This is a genomic window from Amycolatopsis sp. lyj-346, assembly GCF_046548975.1.
Taxonomy (GTDB): Bacteria; Actinomycetota; Actinomycetes; order Mycobacteriales; family Pseudonocardiaceae; genus Amycolatopsis.
The window spans coordinates 241,571-258,537 of record NZ_JAJPWT010000005.1; the positions used below are offsets into that span (position 1 = coordinate 241,571).

At 70.8% G+C, this 16,967-nt stretch carries 18 protein-coding genes; 10 read left to right on the forward strand and 8 right to left on the reverse strand.

The genetic code is table 11. From position 1 onward, the window contains the following. Positions 1-68 precede the first annotated feature (68 nt). From ACLJQE_RS18770 to ACLJQE_RS18780, 3 genes are all read left to right on the forward strand, one after another. Positions 69-1,556, forward strand: a complete 1,488-nt coding sequence (locus ACLJQE_RS18770) for an alpha/beta hydrolase (protein ID WP_410640547.1) — start codon at positions 69-71, stop codon at positions 1,554-1,556. Between the two features lie 195 nt (positions 1,557-1,751). Continuing rightward, complete coding sequence (locus tag ACLJQE_RS18775; protein ID WP_410640548.1) at positions 1,752-2,987, forward strand: DUF222 domain-containing protein; 1,236 nt, start codon at positions 1,752-1,754, stop codon at positions 2,985-2,987. A 585-nt stretch (positions 2,988-3,572) separates the two neighbouring features. After that, positions 3,573-4,013: a GNAT family N-acetyltransferase gene (locus ACLJQE_RS18780; RefSeq protein WP_410640549.1), complete on the forward strand. Its 441-nt coding sequence runs from the start codon at positions 3,573-3,575 to the stop codon at positions 4,011-4,013. A gap of 3 nt (positions 4,014-4,016) precedes the next feature. Here ACLJQE_RS18780 and ACLJQE_RS18785 read toward each other — a convergent pair whose 3' ends face one another. Further along, on the reverse strand, positions 4,017-4,697 hold the full coding sequence (locus ACLJQE_RS18785; protein WP_410640550.1) for a hypothetical protein: 681 nt from the start codon (positions 4,695-4,697) through the stop codon (positions 4,017-4,019). A 509-nt stretch (positions 4,698-5,206) separates the two neighbouring features. Between ACLJQE_RS18785 and ACLJQE_RS18790 the strand changes: the two genes are divergently transcribed. Together ACLJQE_RS18790 and ACLJQE_RS18795 are read left to right on the forward strand one after the other, a co-directional pair. Then, the gene (locus ACLJQE_RS18790; protein WP_410640551.1) at positions 5,207-6,364 is read left to right on the forward strand and encodes a lytic transglycosylase domain-containing protein; all 1,158 of its coding nucleotides are present in this window, start codon (positions 5,207-5,209) and stop codon (positions 6,362-6,364) included. 5 nt (positions 6,365-6,369) lie between these two features. After that, entirely contained in the window at positions 6,370-6,621 is a 252-nt protein-coding gene (locus ACLJQE_RS18795; protein ID WP_410640552.1) for a hypothetical protein, read from the forward strand. Here the strand turns inward: ACLJQE_RS18795 and ACLJQE_RS18800 are convergent. Continuing rightward, positions 6,618-7,388, reverse strand: a complete 771-nt coding sequence (locus tag ACLJQE_RS18800; protein WP_410640553.1) for a TetR/AcrR family transcriptional regulator — start codon at positions 7,386-7,388, stop codon at positions 6,618-6,620. The two genes, ACLJQE_RS18795 and ACLJQE_RS18800, sit on opposite strands and share 4 nt — an antisense overlap. Positions 7,389-7,449: 61 nt before the next feature. On the opposite strand from ACLJQE_RS18800, the gene ACLJQE_RS18805 reads away from it, so the two are divergent. The 4 genes from ACLJQE_RS18805 (at position 7,450) to ACLJQE_RS18820 (ending at position 10,628) form a co-directional block, all read left to right on the forward strand. After that, the gene (locus tag ACLJQE_RS18805; RefSeq protein ID WP_410640554.1) at positions 7,450-7,863 is read left to right on the forward strand and encodes a DUF1992 domain-containing protein; all 414 of its coding nucleotides are present in this window, start codon (positions 7,450-7,452) and stop codon (positions 7,861-7,863) included. A 58-nt stretch (positions 7,864-7,921) separates the two neighbouring features. Next, complete coding sequence (locus ACLJQE_RS18810; RefSeq protein ID WP_410640555.1) at positions 7,922-9,043, forward strand: metallophosphoesterase; 1,122 nt, start codon at positions 7,922-7,924, stop codon at positions 9,041-9,043. A gap of 86 nt (positions 9,044-9,129) precedes the next feature. Beyond that, positions 9,130-9,921, forward strand: coding sequence for an alpha/beta fold hydrolase (locus tag ACLJQE_RS18815; protein ID WP_410640556.1), 792 nt, complete (start codon positions 9,130-9,132; stop codon positions 9,919-9,921). Positions 9,922-9,980: 59 nt separating this feature from the next. After that, the gene (locus ACLJQE_RS18820; protein ID WP_410640557.1) at positions 9,981-10,628 is read left to right on the forward strand and encodes an HAD family hydrolase; all 648 of its coding nucleotides are present in this window, start codon (positions 9,981-9,983) and stop codon (positions 10,626-10,628) included. Here the strand turns inward: ACLJQE_RS18820 and ACLJQE_RS18825 are convergent. Next, positions 10,618-11,085 (reverse strand): NUDIX domain-containing protein, encoded by a 468-nt coding sequence (locus tag ACLJQE_RS18825; RefSeq protein ID WP_410640558.1) that lies wholly within the window; start codon positions 11,083-11,085, stop codon positions 10,618-10,620. The genes ACLJQE_RS18820 and ACLJQE_RS18825 overlap by 11 nt on opposite strands. Positions 11,086-11,195: 110 nt before the next feature. Here ACLJQE_RS18825 and ACLJQE_RS18830 point away from each other — a divergent pair, with 110 nt between their 5' ends. After that, a complete protein-coding gene (locus tag ACLJQE_RS18830; protein ID WP_410640559.1) occupies positions 11,196-11,636 on the forward strand; it encodes a DoxX family protein in 441 nt (146 codons plus the stop codon). A 21-nt stretch (positions 11,637-11,657) separates the two neighbouring features. Here ACLJQE_RS18830 and ACLJQE_RS18835 read toward each other — a convergent pair whose 3' ends face one another. From ACLJQE_RS18835 to ACLJQE_RS18855, 5 genes are all read right to left on the reverse strand, one after another. Continuing rightward, on the reverse strand, positions 11,658-12,260 hold the full coding sequence (locus ACLJQE_RS18835) for a GTP-binding protein (RefSeq protein WP_103344348.1): 603 nt from the start codon (positions 12,258-12,260) through the stop codon (positions 11,658-11,660). Further along, positions 12,241-12,612, reverse strand: coding sequence for a DUF742 domain-containing protein (locus ACLJQE_RS18840; RefSeq protein ID WP_410640560.1), 372 nt, complete (start codon positions 12,610-12,612; stop codon positions 12,241-12,243). Before ACLJQE_RS18840 ends, ACLJQE_RS18835 begins: the two co-directional genes overlap by 20 nt. After that, positions 12,609-13,025, reverse strand: a complete 417-nt coding sequence (locus ACLJQE_RS18845) for a roadblock/LC7 domain-containing protein (RefSeq protein WP_043776694.1) — start codon at positions 13,023-13,025, stop codon at positions 12,609-12,611. Before ACLJQE_RS18845 ends, ACLJQE_RS18840 begins: the two co-directional genes overlap by 4 nt. Then, positions 13,025-15,595: a nitrate- and nitrite sensing domain-containing protein gene (locus ACLJQE_RS18850; RefSeq protein ID WP_410640561.1), complete on the reverse strand. Its 2,571-nt coding sequence runs from the start codon at positions 15,593-15,595 to the stop codon at positions 13,025-13,027. The genes ACLJQE_RS18845 and ACLJQE_RS18850 overlap by 1 nt, the downstream gene beginning before the upstream one ends. A 597-nt stretch (positions 15,596-16,192) precedes the next feature. After that, the gene (locus tag ACLJQE_RS18855; protein ID WP_410640562.1) at positions 16,193-16,849 is read right to left on the reverse strand and encodes a transcriptional regulator; all 657 of its coding nucleotides are present in this window, start codon (positions 16,847-16,849) and stop codon (positions 16,193-16,195) included. Positions 16,850-16,967: the final 118 nt, after the last annotated feature.

Consider the following 16,967-nt stretch of genomic DNA (forward strand, 5'->3'; position numbering starts at 1 on the left):
GGCCAGATCACCGGATCGGTGATTTGCTGGAGCCGGTCAAGCACTGTCGGTGAGGGGGAGGACTGGCCATGGCGGGGGTGCGCAACCGGCTGCTGACGGCCGCGGCGGCAACGGTGGTGTGGGGCAGCCTGCTGGCGGCAACACCCGCTTCGGCCGCCGGAGCCGTTGACTGGCAGCCGTGCGCCGACGCGCCCGGCGTCGACTGCGGCACGGTGACCGTGCCGGTGGACTGGGCGCACCCGGACCGGGGCACCACGACCGTCGCGCTCGCCCGGCGCAAGGCCACCGACCCCCGGGCCCGGATCGGCTCGGTCCTGATGGACCCGGGCGGCCCCGGCGGCTCGGGCACCGAGGAGGTCAAGTACGGCTGGTCGCTTTCGGCCGAGATCACCCGGCGCTTCGACACGGTCGGGTTCGATCCGCGCGGCGTCGGCGCCAGCGGCCGGATCTCGTGCGGGCTCGAGGAGCTGATCGCCGACCACCCGCGGATGCCGCGCAACCAGGCCGAGTTCGAGCAGCTCGCCGAGTACAACCGGAAGCTCGGCGAGAGCTGCAACCGCATCTCCGGGCCACTGGGGCAGTTCGGCGACACGAAGAGCGTCGCGCGGGACATGGACGCCATCCGCGCCGCGCTCGGCGATCCGAAACTGACCTACTACGGCGTTTCCTACGGCACGCTGATGGGCCAGCAGTACGCGGAACTGTTCCCGGACAAGGTCCGCGCGCTCGTGCTGGACAGCAACATGGACCACTCGCAGTTCACCGCGGCCGAGTTCCTGCTCAGCGAAACGCGGTCCGTGCAGGCGGAGTTCGGCGAGTTCGTCGCCTGGTGCAACCGGACGCCGAGCTGCGCACTGCGCGGCCGCGACGTCTCCAAGCTGACCCGCGACCTGCAGGACAAGGCCGCACGCGGGGAATTGAAGGACCCGCGGAGCGAGGAGCCGATCGAGCCGCTGGACCTCGCGTCGATCTTCCAGGGCAATTTCTACGCCCCCAGCTGGGATCGGCTCGCGACGACGCTCAAGCTGCTGGCCGACGGCACCGCACCGGCGGCGTCGGCGAGGCTGAGCGAAGACATCCCGATCAACCACGTCTTCCCGAGCGTGTTCTGCGACGACTGGCGGCTGCCCGTGCACAACTTCGCGGAACTCGAGACCTACCGCCGGGTGGCCGCGGCCTTCGCGCCGGACGTCAAGGTCAACTCACTGGGCTGGACCGCGATCACCGGCTGCATCGGCTGGCCGAACCGGACGAGCAACCCCCAGCGCCCGCTGCAGGTGCACGGCGCACCGCCGATGCTGCTGCTGAGCAGCCGGCACGACCCGGCGACACCGTACGCGTGGTCGCAGTCCGTGGCCCGGCAGACCGGCAGCACCCTCTTGACGTACGACGGCTGGGGCCACGGCGCGTACTTCAAGAACAGCGAGTGCATCACCAAGGCGACCGACGACTACCTGATCACCGGCAAGCTCCCGGCCCGGGGAACGCACTGCCCCGCAGTCGAACCACCGGCGGCGGCTCTCATCGCCCGGCCACCTTCGACGATCGGCTTCTGAGGTTTCTTGCCAGGGCTTGGTGTTCTGGGTCCGGCCAGCCGGTCGGGTGTTCGCACCCGGGGCCCATGCCGCACGCCACGCCGGCTTGGACGCCATCACCGGAAATCCCTGGCTGCCAACAACTATCGACATCCTCTCAACAGGTGCACCCGTTCGTGTGATGAACGTGTGTTCGATGACCGGTAGTTTGGAGGTATGACCAGCAACGCAGTACTTTCCTCCTCTTCTGATGCGGTGGCTTTGGCCGATCGCATCGGTGAGCTGGTGGCGTGTATGCGGTCTGCCGAAGCCGAACTCGGGGCTGTGCTGGTGGAGATCGAGCAGCGTGGGGTGATGGAGCTGTTCGGCTACCGCTCTGCGGCCCGGTTGCTGGAGCAGCTGGCCGATATCCCGAAGTCCGCTGCTGAACGGATCGTGAAGCGGGCCCGTCTGGTGAGCCCGGGCCGCACCCTCGACGGGAGCCCGATTCCCGCCTTGGCACCCGCCACCGGTGCTGCTGCCCGGGCGGGGCGGTTGAGTAACCCGATGATCGATGTGATCACCGATGTCCTCGGCCAGGTTCCGCCCGAGCACCACGACAGCGCCGAGGCCGACCTGCTGGCTTTCGCCGCCGAGGCCGGGCACAAGCAGGTCGCTGCGCTGGGGGCTCGCATCCTTGCCCACCTGGCCCCTGACGGCGAGGAACCCGCCGTCGCCGACCCGGTGGTTCCGCCGCGGGAGCTGTTCCTGCGGCGCAAGAGATCCGGGGTTTGGGAGTTGAACGCCCGGTTCGATGACGAGATCGGCACCCGCGCCAGCGCCCTGCTGGATGCCTTGGCCGAACGCCGGACCAGCGATGAGGGCCCTGACCTTCGTACGCTGCCGCAGCGTTACGGCGATGCCTTCTCCGACGCCATCGACCTCGCCCTCAACTCCCCAGAGCTGCCGATGCAGGCCGGGGAACGAGCCCACGTCATGGTCGCCGTATCCCTCGAAGACCTGAAGACGGGTGTGGGTGCGGCAACTCTTGGGGATACCGGCACCATCTCGGCCGCCGAGGCCCGCGTGCACGCCTGCGACGCGATGGTCATCCCCGCGGTGCTGGGTGAGAAGAGTGAGCCTCTCAACCTGGGTCGGCTCCGCCGGTTGATTTCCGCTGGGCTCCGCCGGGCCCTGTTCTTGCGGGACCGTGGCTGCGCGTTCCCTGGCTGTCATCGGCCACCCCGGCACTGCCAAGGCCACCACATCCGCCACTGGGCTGACGGTGGCCCGACCGATCTCGCCAACCTGGTGCTGATGTGTGCTCACCACCACCGGCTCCTGCACCGCTCGGGATGGGAAGTCCGGATCGCCGCCGACGGCCTGCCCGAGTTCCTTCCACCGGTGTTCATCGACAGGCGCCGAAAACCCAGGCGCAACAACCTGCACGAACCGCTGCCGTTCGCAGCCTGAACACGGGAAAGGCCCGCAGCCACACGGCTACGGGCCCACACCCACGGCACCGCCGAAAAGGACCCGTCCCCGGCACCTCGGGGCGGCAGCGGATTCACTTCCCGCGGGCAAGTCTGCCAACGGTTCCACCGCCCGCCCACAAACCAAAGATGCACCCCACATCACCCGCCGGCGGCCCCGGCGGACCCACAGTCCACACGGCAAGCAAACGCCGGAACCCCAGCCAGCGCGACGTGACCGGGCTATCTCGGCCTGCGCCGCCAAAGGCTGGTCACCACTGCCAGTGCCCGGGCGCGGGGTGATGGGGTCCGCGTCTCGGTCTCCGGGCCGATTCGGCGGCGCATGCGGTACGCGAGTTCGAGAACCTCGATGTCCTCGGGGCGGCGGCGGCCCCGGACATCCGGCCGCAGCATCAGCTCACCCACCGTGACGGGTCTGCCGTTGGCACGGTGCGCCGTGCGCGCCATCAGGAACCTCCGCTGCTTTCGCCGACCGGGCTCCGAAATTCTATGAATTCGATTCGGGTTCGTCACCTTACTCGCGAGTTGTGTCCGGTGCATGTCCCCCGCGCGTTAGCCTCGAACCATGATCACCATTGGGGGCCTCACCGAAGAAGACCGCGCTGCCTGGGAAAACCTGTTCGCCGGCTACAACTCGTTCTACGGCCGGACCCTCGCGCCGGAACTCATGGACCGGGCCTGGCGGGAGTTCGCCGCCGGGGAACGGATGCACGCTCTCGGCGCGCGGGTCGATGGCGAGCTCGTCGGGATCGTCCACTTCTTCACGCACGTCAGCACCACCTCCGCCGACGTCTGCTACCTGCAGGATCTCTTCACCGACGCCAACGCGCGCGGGCGCGGGGTCGGCCGGGCGCTCATCGAAGCCGTTGCCGAGTGGGCTCGGACTCGGGGGTGCGTGCGCGTCTACTGGCACACCCAGACGTCGAACACGGCCGCGCGGCGGCTCTACGACCAGGTGGCGCTCGACAAGGGCTTCATACAGTACCAGATCCCGCTCGGCACCTGAACTTCAGCGGCGGTGGCGGCCGCCGCCGCAGCCGTGGTGGCCGCCCGTGGGAAAGCCCGCCGGGCGGCGGCCGGCCGACATCGACGGCCAATCCTGGGTTTTCGGACGGCCGTGCGACCAGAGCGGGACGTCCGGGATCTCGTGGCGCACCGGGGCGGCCCGCTCGGGCGGCTTCGGTTTCGCCTTCACCGGCGTCTTCACCTTGTCGACGATCTTCACCGCCCGCGCAAGGGTTCCGCGGTGCGCAACCGGGCTGACGGATTTCGCTTTCGGATCCTGGGCGGCTGGGAAAATATCGGCTGGTTCCAGGGATGGCGCTACGGATTCCGGAACCACCGGTGGCTGCTGCACCTGCTTGGCCGGGGGCACGACGACGTCCGCCGGCAGCGGCACCAGTGCCACCGCCGGGGGTTCCAAGCCGGCCGGGGGCCAGGTCGCGGCCGCGTTCCGCTCGCTCGGCATCGACACCGCCGCGCTCACGCCGCCCGTCAGCGCCAGCGCCCCGGCGACCACGGACAACACCCGCAACCGGGCCAGCGAACGCAGGACCTGCGGTTTCTCCCGGTGCCGCGCCCGCGGGAGCACGAGGGTGTCCTCGTCGCGGTAACGGTCGGGCGGTGCGTCGGACCGGACCAGCAGCTCGGCGACGGTGACCTGCTCTCGGCGCGGAGCCCTACGTGCCATCAAACCCTCCACCTGGGCCGTCCGGACGGGCGGCAACGCGTCCGGACGGCCGATCATAGGAACGCTTGAAGTCCGTGTAAAGGCTCATTCACCCGAGCCGGCCGCCACCGTCCACATGCAGCACCGAGCCCCTGACGAAACCGGCTTCGCCCACCTCGTCGACAAACGTTTTCACCGACGATTCCCCGCAAGATCCGAACGAGTGGTCCGGACCGGGTGCGCGCCCGCCGAGGCGCTGGAGCCGGGCGAAGCGGACGTCGCGGGCGAGCCGGCGCGGCTTGTCCGTCGGGCAACTCTCCGCAGCACCCCGTTAAGTCCTGGTGAATCTGACAGATTTCCTACGAAGGTTTTGTGCCATCCAGACGAACTTCTCCCTCAAGGGCAGATTTGGCTGTGGCATTCGCCAAAGTTTGCTTCCATCGGATAGCTTGCTCCTACCGGTCAGTACCGGTGGGTGAGGCCGATCGGGTGAGGCGATCAGCGACAGATCGAGGGAAGCGGGGACGACCATGCCCAAGCACCGGCCACGTCGCAAGAGCGGGCGCTCGGTCCGCCGGGCCGCCGCCGCGCTCGCGGGTGGGGCGCTCGTCGTGCTGCCCACGCTGACCACGGGCCTGCCCGCGCCGGTCGTGGTGGCCAACGCCGGGGACAGCGTGCCGGACCAGGCTGTCGCCGCGGCGCCGCAGCAGCCGAACATCGTCATGCCGCCGATCGCGGTCGACGGCAGCCTGCCCCAGCCGCCGCTGCCCGAGCCGCTGGTCGTGCCCGGTGGGCGCGCCGGCTCCGCGGGCATCTCCGGGTCGCTCGGCATCCCGGGGAGCATGCTCAGGGCCTACAAGAACGCCGCGGACATCATCGCCAAGGAACAGCCGAACTGCCACCTCGACTGGGCGCTGATCGCCAGCATCGGCCGGATCGAGTCGAACCACGCCCGCGGCGGGTACGTCAACGTCAACGGCGACACGCTGGAGCCGATCCTCGGCCCGGTGCTCAACGGCGCGGGCGCGTTCGCCGCGATCCGGGACACCGACGGCGGCAAGTACGACGGCGACACCGTGTGGGACCGCGCGGTCGGCCCGACCCAGTTCATCCCGTCGACGTGGCGCGGCTACGCCTCCGACGGCAACGGCGACGGCGTGTCGAACCCGAACAACATCTACGACGAGACGCTGGCCACCGCGCGCTACCTGTGCTCGGGTGGTCTCGACCTCTCCACCGACGCGGGGCAGCGCATCGCCGTCCGCCGCTACAACAACTCGCAGTCCTATGTGGACACCGTGCTGGCGTGGGCCTCGGCCTACCGCGGCGGGGTGGCCCAGCTGCCCGACAGCCAGGTGCCGATCGGCGCGCCCGACGCCCCGGACGCCGCCGCGGCCGGATCCCCGGTCGGCATCCCGGCCCCGCCCGCACCGCCGGTCGTCCCCACGCCGCCGGGTACGCTGCCCGGCACGTCGACGACGCCCACCACGCCGGCGTCCACGACCCCGACGTCCACCACGCCGACCTCGACCACCCCGACGTCCCCGGACCCGACCACTCCGCCGTCGACGCCCACGCCGCCGCCCACGACGACCAGCACCACCGAGCCGCCGTCGTCCACGGCCGCCACCCCGGCCAACTCGGAGACCACCCCCACCGGGACCACCTCGACCAGTTCGGCCGGGTGAGGCCGGTGGAGCCGTTCCTCGTGCACATCCGCTGCGACACCGACGGCTACACCCACGCCGTCACCGAGGAGGAGTTCGCGGTGGGACGGCACGAAGGGCGGTTCCGGGCGGTCTGCGGGCACGTCGTGCTGGCGGCGCCGATGATCGAGGAGCCCGGCCGGTTCGACCCGGTCTGCCGGGACGTCCTGCGCGCGGCCCCGGTGGCTTCGGTGCCCCGGCAGGAGCGGCGCGGGCTGCGGTGGCGCAGCCGGCGCTAGTCCACCAGGGCCTGGATGCCGTCGAGCATCCGGTTCAGGCCGAACTCGTACGCCGTGTCACCCTGCGACTTGGCGCTCTGGTCGAAGCCGCCGCCGAGCCAGATGCGGTTCATCGCCGGGTGCGCGTCGACGTCGAAGTAGTTCTCCCAGAACGACGACCGCTGGTGCCACCACGCCTCGGTCGACTGGCCGGTGCTGCGCTCCAGCCGGGTGTTCTCGGCGTCGAGCGCGGCGTTCGCGTCGACGTACGTACCGATCCCGTTGGCCGCCGCGACGGCCTGCCGCGGCGGCAACCCCAGCGCGTCCATGATCGACAGCAGGTACTCCTGGCCCGCCAGCTGCCCGGGGCCCAGCGGCGGCCGGACGCGCGAGACCTCGCACAGCCACGGGTGGTCGCGGTAGGCCTGCCGGGTCCGCTCGGCGTAGAGCGCCACCTGCTCCCGCCAGTCCCCGCGGCGCGGCTCACCCGGACCGGGCAGCCGCCGCCCGACGAGCACGTCGTCGACCATCAGGTCCACCAGCTCGGCCTTGCCGGGCACGTAGGTGTAGAGCGTCATCGTGCCGGCACCGAGCTCCTTGGCGACGCGGTGCATCGACGCGGCGGCGAGCCCGTCGGCGTCCGCGACGGCGATCGCGGCGGCGACGATCCGCTCGATCGTCAGCGTCGGACGGCGGCCCCGGGTCGGTTCGGTGGCGGCGCCGCGGGCGCGCCAGAGCAGCGCCAGCGTCCGGTCGACGTCCTCGGCGCCACTGCGTTCGGCGGTCATGCGGTCCCCTCGCTCGTCGTCCGGAGATTATCCTGGAAGCGGACGGAGGGGGTGTGAGGAGATGACCGCACGCAAGCCGCCCAAGGTGTCCTTCCGCTGGTGGGTCGACCGGCAAATCGAACAAGCCAGGGCACGCGGCGAGTTCGACGACCTGCCCGGCACCGGGCAGCCGCTGCCGAAGCCCACCGGCAACGACGCGGCGACCGACTGGGTGCTCCGCGAAGTCCGGAAGGGCGGGCACGACACGAAGGCGCTGTTGCCGCCGTCGCTGGCCCTCAAGCGCGAAGTGCAGGACCTGCCGGTGACGCTCGCCGCCGAGCGGACCGAACGGCGGGTGCGGGAGCTCGTCGAGGAGCTCAACGAGCGGATCCGCCAGGCCTACCTCAACCACCTCGCCGGCCCACCGCTCACGGTGGCGCCGGTGGACGTCGAAGAGGCGGTCGAGGACTGGCGGCGCTCACGAGCCGCGTCGTAGCAACGCCCGCGCGGAGGAGCGAAGACGCTAACAGCCCGATGGGCTGTAACCTGGTTCGATGAGAGGCCAACTAGTCGTCGTGCCGCTCCTGGCGCTGCTCCTGCTGTTCGCCGTCCCGTGGTGGACGCTGGTGCTCGCGCCGGACTGGGGCACCGCGGGCACGATCGCCGGCACCGCGCTGTTCGTGCTGGGCATGGTGACCATGCCGGTCGCCATGGTCCGCGGCCACGGGCGGCGCCAGCGCGACGGCGCCGCCCGGCTCGGCGACTCGCTGCTCGCCGTGATCTGGGTGCTGTTCAGCTGGTCGATCCTGAGTCTCGTCCTGCGGGTCGCGCTGCTCGGCGTGGACGACCCGGCGCGGTCGCGGATCGTCGCGGGTGCGACCGCCCTGATCGCCGCGGGGCTGCTCGTGCACGGAAACCGCGTCGCCATGCGCGTGCCGCCGGTGAAGGCCGTCGACGTCGTCATCCCGCGGCTCGGGCCGGGACTCGACGGCCTGCGCGTCGCCGTGCTGACCGACACCCACTTCGGGCCGATCGACCGGACGAAGTGGTCGGAGGACGTCGTCGCGGCGGTCAACGCGCTCGAGGCGGACGTCGTCTGCCACGCCGGCGACCTCGCCGACGGCGCGGTGGCCAAGCGCCGCAAGCAGGTCGACCCGCTCGGCGGCGTCCAGGCCGGGCTCGGGCGGTTCTACATCACCGGCAACCACGAGTACTTCGGCGAGGCCCAGGCGTGGCTCGACCACATGGCCGGGCTCGGCTGGGACACCCTGCACAACCGCGCGACGCTGCTCGAACGCGGCGGCGACCAGATCCTCTTCGCCGGCATCGACGACCCGACCGGCACCGCGTCCGGCCTGCCGGGCCACGGCCCCGACCTGGCCGCGGCGCTGGCCGACCGGCCCGCCGACGTCCCGGTGGTGCTGCTGGCGCACCAGCCGAAGCAGGTCCGCCAGGCTCGCGAGGCGGGCATCGACCTGCAGATTTCCGGGCACACGCACGGCGGGCAGATCTGGCCGTTCCACTTCCTGGTGCGGTTCGACCAGCCGACGCTGTCCGGCCTGACCCGGCACGGGGACACGCAGCTGTACAACAGCCGCGGCACCGGGTTCTGGGGCCCGCCGTTCCGGATCTTCGCGCCCAGCGAGATCACGCTCCTGACCTTGCGCTCCGCCTGACACTTTCCCTCCGACCGCCCTGGACGAGGTCTACCGACAAATTTTTTTGTCTTGACAGACCGATGCTTCGGCTGCAGGCTGTGCGCATGACGACGACAAGCTCTGCTGACAGCACCCGGATCGCCTACACCCGCACCGGATCCGGTCCGGCGCTCGTCCTCGTGGACGGCGCGATGTGCTACCGCGGCTCGTCCCCCAACGACGCGCTGGCGAAGGAACTGGCCACGCACTTCACCGTGTACACCTACGACCGCCGCGGCCGGGGCGCAAGCGGCGACACCGGGCCGTACGCGGTCGAGCGCGAGGTCGAGGACCTCGCCGCGGTCGTCAAGGAGGCGGGCGGCGAGGTGTTCCTGTTCGGCATTTCGTCCGGCGTCGCACTGGCGCTCGAAGCGGCTCGCAACCTCCCGGTCACGAAGCTGGCGCTGTACGAGCCGCCGTTCATCGTCGACGGCACCCGGAGCCGGGTCCCGCCCGGCTACGCGGCCCGGCTCGACCAAGCGCTGCAGGAAGGCAAGCGGGGCAAGGCGGTCAAGCTGTTCATGACCGAAGGCGTCGGCCTGAGCGCCGCGATGGTGGCGACGATGCGGATCATGCCGTTCTGGGCCAAGCTCAAGAAGGTGGCCCACACGCTCCCGTACGACACGGCGCTGGTGATCGAGCACCAGACGGGCGAACCGCTGCCGTCGGCCTGGCCGGAGGTGCAGGTCCCGGCGCTGGTGATCGACGGCGGCCGCAGCCCGGACTGGATGCGCCACGGCGTGGCGTCACTGGCGAAGGTGCTGCCGTCGGCGGAGTACCGGACGCTCCCGGGCCAGACGCACATCGTGAAGGCGCCGGCGCTGGCCCCGGTGCTGAAGGAGTTCTTCCTGGCTTGAGGCGGGCCCTCGTCACAACCCGCTTGCCCGAACGATCACCGAGCGGGCAGGGTGCAGGCGTGCCCACCCGCGCTCTGGTCTTCGACTTCGACGGCACGCTCGCCGACACCGAGTCCGCCGTCCTGCAGTCGTGGCAGGCCGTCTTCCGGGAGCACGGTACCGAGCTGCCGCTGGACGCCTGGTACGCCGTCATCGGCACGCAGCACACCACGGCCGCGATGTTCGCGCTGCTCGCCGAGCGCGCTCCCGGCATCGACCCGGAGGCGCTGCGGCCCCAGACCCGGGCGCACGTCCTCCGGCTCCTCGAGGACCTCGGTCCGCGCGAAGGCGTGCTCGGCTACCTCGAAACCGCGCGCCGGCACGGCATCAAGCTGGCCGTCGCCTCCAGTTCGTCCGGGGCCTGGGTGAACCCGCACCTCGAACGGCTCGGCATCGACGGCTACTTCGACGCCGTCCTCACCGGGGACCGGCACCGCGCCAAGCCCGATCCCGACCTCTACCTGGCCGCCCTCGCCGCGCTCGGGACAGAAGCGGACGAAGCCATCGCCTTCGAGGACACCCCGCACGGCGTCACCTCCGCCAAGGCCGCCGGCCTGACCTGCGTCGCCGTGCCGAACGCGATCACCCGGAGCCTCGACTTCGGGCAGGCGGACGTCGTGCTGCCGTCGTTCACCGCCAAGCCGCTGGAAGCCCTGCTCAGCCGCTGACCAGTGCCAGCAGCCGGTCCAGGAACGGCAGCTGGCCCTTCACCAGCTTCTCGCGGGCGTCCGTGAGCGAAAACCACGCGACCCGGTCCACCTCGGGGAACTCCTGCTGACGGCCCGAACGCGGCGGCCACTCCATGGTGAAGGTGCCGGGCACCACCGAGGCCGGGTCGAGGTCGGCCTCGACCGCCCACGCCGTGACGACCTTGCCGCCCGACTGCTTCACCACGCCCAGCTCGACGTACTCGCCGTCGGGCGCGGGCAGGCCCAGTTCCTCCTCGAACTCCCGCCGGGCCGCCTTCTCCGGAGACTCGTCCGGGTCGAGCTCGCCCTTGGGCAGCGACCACGCGGCCGCGTCCTTCTTCGCCCAGAACGGCCCGCCCATGTGGCCGAGCAGCACCTCGACGTCGTCGCCGCGGCCTCGGTAGAGCAGGAGCCCGGCACTGTGTTTACCCGCCATGGGGACAGTGTCCCGAAACTCTTCCAAGATTTTCCGCGAGGGTGTCGATCCGGCCGGGGCCCGCTCGACGCGTAGGCAGAAGGCAAGCGGAACCCAGGGAAGGAACCACCATGACCGCCACCATCGCCCACGACAGCAAGACCACCACCGCCCCGGCGAAGACCAAGGTCACCGGCATCGTGGTCGGCGCGAGCAGGATCGTGATCTCGTTCCTGTTCGGCTTCCACGGCCTGCAGGGATTCGGCTTCTTCGGCGGGATCGACGGCCAGGGCGGCGGCGTCCCGTTCGGCTCCTGGCCCGGCTGGTGGGGCAGCGTGCTGGAGCTCGCCGGCGCCGTCCTGCTGCTCATCGGGCTCGCCAGCAGGCCCGCCGCGATCCTGCTCTCCGGCGTGATGGCCTACGCCTACTTCACCGTGCACGCGCCGATGGGCCTGCTGCCGCTGCAGAACATGGGCGAGCCGTCGGCGGTCTACGCGTGGGTCTTCCTGCTGCTCGCCGCGGTCGGCCCGGGCCGGTTCGCGCTGGACAACCTGATCAAGCGACGCCGCTGACGCAGACCCCGCGCGGTCCGATCAGTAGCCGCCCTGGGCGGCCGCGAGGTCGGACCGCGCCATCACGTGTTCCATCAGGCTGGTCAGCACCTGCTTCGTCGAGTCGCGCTCGCGGGCGTCGCACAGCAGCAGCGGGACGTCCATGCCGACGTCGAGCGCCTGCCGGACCTCTTCCGTGCCGTAGCGGTACGCGCCGTCGAAGCAGTTCACGCCGACGACGAACGGCAGGTTGCGGCGCTCGAAGAAGTCCACCGCGGCGAAGCAGCTGTCGAGCCGGCGCGTGTCGGCCAGCACGACGGCGCCGAGCGCGCCCTCCGCCAGCTCGTCCCACATGAACCAGAACCGGTCCTGCCCGGGCGTGCCGAACAGGTAGAGGATCAGGTCCGGGTTGATCGTGATGCGGCCGAAGTCGAGCGCGACCGTCGTGGTGGTCTTCTGCTCGACGCCGGACAGGTCGTCGACTCCCTCGGACGCGGTCGTGATGACCTCTTCGGTCCGCAGCGGCGGCACTTCGCTCACCGAGCCGACCATCGTGGTCTTGCCGACCCCGAACCCGCCGGCGATGAGTACCTTGACCGCGGTCGCGGTCAGGTTCCGCCGGGGGTCAGAGTTTCCGGATGCCATCAAGAACCGCCTGCAATACGTGTCGGTTGGGAGTTTCCTTGACCGGTGCCGCGGTACGGAACAGCACCAGGTTCTGCTCGATGAGGTCGCTGAGCATCACCTTCACCACGGGCAGCGGGAGATCGACCCTGGCGGCCACCTCGGCCACCGAGACCGGCCGCTGGCACAAGGCGATGATGCGGGCGTACTCCGGTTCGAGCATGCCCGCTTCGTGCGCGGTGCGCAGCGCGACCACGAGCGTGATGAGGTCGAGCCCGAGCGTGTCCGACCGGGTGCGGCCGCCCGTGACCGCGTAGGACCGGACCAGCGGGCCGGCCTCGTCGTCGAACCAGGCTTCGTGCCGTGCGCTCATGGTGCGGTGGGCTGCGCGCCGGCGGTCCGCGGGGCCGAGGTGAGCACCTGTCCGACCCGCTTCACCATCAGGTTCATTTCGTAGGCGACCAGCCCCATGTCCGCGTCTTCACGAGCCAGCAGGGCGAGGCAGGCACCTCGCCCGGCCGCCGTCACGAACAGGAACGCGTGATCCATCTCGACCATCGTCTGACGGACGTTGCCGCCGCCGAAGTGCCGCCCGGTGCCGCGGGCCAGGCTCTGGAACGCCGAAGCCACCGCGGACAGGTGTTCGGCGTCCTCCTCGGAAAGGTTGCCCGACCTGCCGATGAGCAGGCCGTCCGAGGACAGCACCACCGCCCGGTCTGCCCCGGCGACCCGCTTGACGAGGTCGTCCAGCAGCCAGTCGAGCTCGTGGGCGCCTGAGTTGACCATTACTCGCGCTCTCCGTACCTGTCGTCGTTCTCGGAAAACTCTTCGTCACGGGCCCGCCGGGTGCCCTGCTGGAAGGCGGACAGCCTGCTGCGGGCGGCCTCCGGCGAGTCCAGCCGGACCTCTTCGCGTTCCTGTGCGGGCTTATCTTCCCGCAGCTGGGGCACGAGGCTCTGCTGACGTCGCCGTTGCGGCAACGGCGGACGGCCGGGTGCTTCCGGGCGGCGCGGCTGCTGGGGGCGGCTTTCGGGCGTCGCGGCGGACCGCGGCTCCTGCGGCGGCCACACGGGCTGCTGCGCGGCCGGACGCGCCGGGCGCGAAGTCCGGTTGGGCGAGGCGGGCGGCCGCACCGCGGCCACCGGCTGGGCCTGGGTCGGCTGGCTCACCGGCTCCGACACGGACCCGGCCGGGACCGGCGTCGGCGCGGACGGCGGCTGCGTGGACGACGGCGGTGTGGATGCCGGCTGGGACGGCGACCGGTCCGCGGCCGGCGTCGCCACGGTGACCGGCGGGACGGCCACGGGCGGCGGGGGCACCGCGGCCGGAGCCGTCACGGGCGGGGCCGCCGGCTCGGTGCGGTGCCGGGCCGGGCGGCGCACCGGCCGCTTGAGCGGCGCGACCTCGTCGTTGGCCATCGTCTCCGGCTCGGCCGGGTTCGGGACGAGCTCCGGCTTCGGCGGGGTGATCGGCTGCTCCGGCTCGGTCTCGGCGAGCGGGGCGAGCAGGTCGGTGCGCACCAGCACGATGGCCCGGGTGCCGCCGTAGGCCGACTCCCGCAGGTGCACCTGGATGCCGTGCCGCGCGGCCAGCCGCGCGACCACGAACAGGCCCAGGCGGGGCTCGTCCGACAGCGCCATGATCCCGAAGTCCGGCGGGTCGGCCAGCATCGCGTTGATCTCTTCGGTCTGGTCCGGCTCGAGCCCGAGACCCTGGTCCTCGACCTCGATCACGACACCCTTGCCGACCACGTTGCCGCGGATCTCGACCCGCGACTGCGGCGGCGAGAACGCCGTCGCGTTGTCGATCAGCTCGGCGAGCAGGTGCACGAGGTCGCCGACGACCGGGCCGCGGATGGCGATCTGCGGCAGCACCGCCGTCTTGACCCTGGCGAAGTCCTCGGTCTCGGCGGACGCGCCGCGGACCAGCTCGGCCAGCCCGACCGGGTTGCGCCACTGACGGCCCGGCTGCCCGCCGCCGAGGATGATCAGGTTTTCCGCGTTCCGGCGCGCACGGGTGGAGAGGTGGTCGAGCTGGAACAGCGTGTCCAGCTGGTCCGGGTCCTCCTGCTTGCGCTCGGCCTGGTCGAGCACCTTGAGCTGGCGGTGCACGATGACCTGGCTGCGGTGGGCGATGTTGAGGAACACCGTCTTGGTGCCCTCCTTGATCTTCGCCTCCTCGATGGCGGCCGCGATGGCGGTCTGCTGCGCCTTGTTGAAGGCGTCGGCGACCTGGCCGATCTCGTCGGTGCCGTGGTCGAGGAAGTGCCCGCCCTCTTCCAGGTCGACGGGCTCGCCCGCCTGGACCCTGGCGACCAGCTCCGGCAGCCGGACCTCGGCCGCGTCGAGGGTGTCCTCGCGCAGCCGGTGCAGGCGGCCGATGAGCCGGTTCGACAGCCGGACGGCGACGAAGACCACGAAGACCGCGAACAGGACCGCGACCACACCGGCGATCAGCGACTCGGTGAACGTCGAGTCCGCGTCGTTGATCGCGGCCTGGCTCGCGTTCGAGCTCTGCAGGACGAAGATGCCCATCATCGCGGCGCCGACCTGGCGGGCGGCGGCGCGCCACTGGTCCTGCGGCACCGGCAGCTTCGACAGGTCGCCGCGCAGGAACGCGGTCTCGACCTGGTTCACCGTCTGCCACGGCTGGCTGGCCAGCAGCTCGTCGTACTTGGCCTTGACCTCGGGGATCAGCTTCGGCGCCGACGCGTCGAGCTGGGCGTGGTAGGCACCGACCTGGCCGACGTAGGTCCGGAAGTCGTCGTTGCTCAACCCGCCCGCGGCCAGCCCGGCGGCGGCGAGCGCGTCACTGCGCTGCATCGCGTCGGCCGCGGTGAACAGCGGGATGGCCGTCAGCCGGTCGAACGCGTTCTGGGCGCCGCGCGCGTTCTGGGCCAGCCCGGCCACGCCGTCGGTGAACTGGTCGATCATCTTGTTGTAGTAGACGAAGGCCTGGTTGAGCTGCATCTGGCCGCTGTCGACCGCCTGCCGGTTCTGCGGCAGCTGCTGGAACAACCCGAAGAAGGTGGCGATGTTCTTCTGGACGCTCGGCGGGGTGTCGTCGTAGTCGGCGAAGTTGTCCCTGAGGTACTGGACCGTCTTCGCGGCGTTCTCGTCCGTCTTCGGCCGGACGGCCGCGAGCACGGCACGCTGGTTGCTCTGGCCCGCGATCAAGGTCAGCGTGGCCTGGCGCTCCTGCTGCAGCGAGGCGAGGAACGGGATCGACGGGGCCTCCGAGCCCCGGATGCGGTTCGTGTAGTCACGGCCGGTGACGGCGTCGTAGATCAGGTAGCCCGCGAGGACCACACCGACCAGCAACAGCGCGACACTGGGGACGAGCGCGATCGTGAGCACGCGCTTCCGAATCGAGGATCCCCGGTTGCGTCGAAGAGAAATCTGCTTCACCTGGGTCCGTTTTCCTTCCGGCAGTACATGGTTTCGGGTCGCCCGAGGCGGTCAACACCCGGATTCCGACCAGCCGGATCAACATCACCGTGGTCTGCTTCGCCCGCGACGACGTTAGGCAGCCCTCCAGGGCGCGTCAAGTCCGTGGCGATAACGTGATCTTGGATCGGTGACCCGTCCACACTCGCTGCCTGCGCTTGGAAAGTCCACCACCGAAAGTCGTGACGTTCGTCCCAGCGCGACATCCGTTCCACCGCAGTGCGTACCGGCCGGAACCGGTCTCGGTCGCCCTGCGCGTCCCCGCCGGCTCCGCTACGTACGACAGGGCCGAATCGTTCGGTGACAAACATCACGGACACCGGTCCACGTGCCCGGGGACACCGTTCGTCCGGGGTGGACGGTCTCACGAAAGCGGATTGGGCAGTTTTCTCGGACCCAGCCACGGATTCTCCGGAGCGGGAGGCGGAATTCCTGCCATTTCGCAGGCGCGGCCGGAGGACCCCGCCGTGGCGCGGCGGAACCGGTTCCGCCGCGGCGGCGGCGTCCTCAGCCCGGGAACTCGTCGGCCAAGGTGTTCCAGAAGAGCAGTTCGTAGCTCTGGAACAACCGCGCGTAGCGGTGCGCTTCGCGCTCGTCGAGCCGGTGCGCGTCGAGGCCGGCCTGGATCGCGGCGAGCGCTTGGTCTTCTATTTCCGGGACGTCCGCGGCGAAGAAGTCGAAGAACGCGCACTGCTCGCCGGTGAACCCGTAGTGCTCGCGCATGCCCGCGGCGACGTCCCGGCAGTACCGGCCGAAGGCGGCGAAGTTGGCGAAGATTCCCGCCGCGGTCGCCGACGACTCGCCGTTCAGCGCGAGCCAGGCGACGTACGCCGGGTAGACCTGGCAGCCCGCCCGCGGCCGCTCCTCCCCGTGGTCCGGACCAGTCGCCGCGAGCAACGCGTCCAGCATCCCGTTCGCCTGCTGCTCGCCCGGCGCGAGCCCGCCGAAGAAGGCACGCGCGTTCGGCTCGTCGGCCCGGGCGGCCAGCTCGTGGAAGCTCCGCCAGTCGCTCAGCGTGATCAGCTTCTCTTCGGCGGCGAGCGCGGCGAACACCGCGCGCGGTGCCCGGCCCGCGGTGATCAGCGGCACGAGCCGGTTGTCACCGTCGCGCGGCGCGAGTTCGGCCTGGATCTCTTCGAGCAGCTTGCGCGCCGACCGCGTCATCGGTTCCCCCTGGAGTCCACGTCCTTGAATGAAGCAGTCTTGAATGATGCAGTCTTGAACGAAGCAGTACTTCCATTGAAGCGTGGTTCACGCGCGCCCGCTCGTGTACACAATGGAC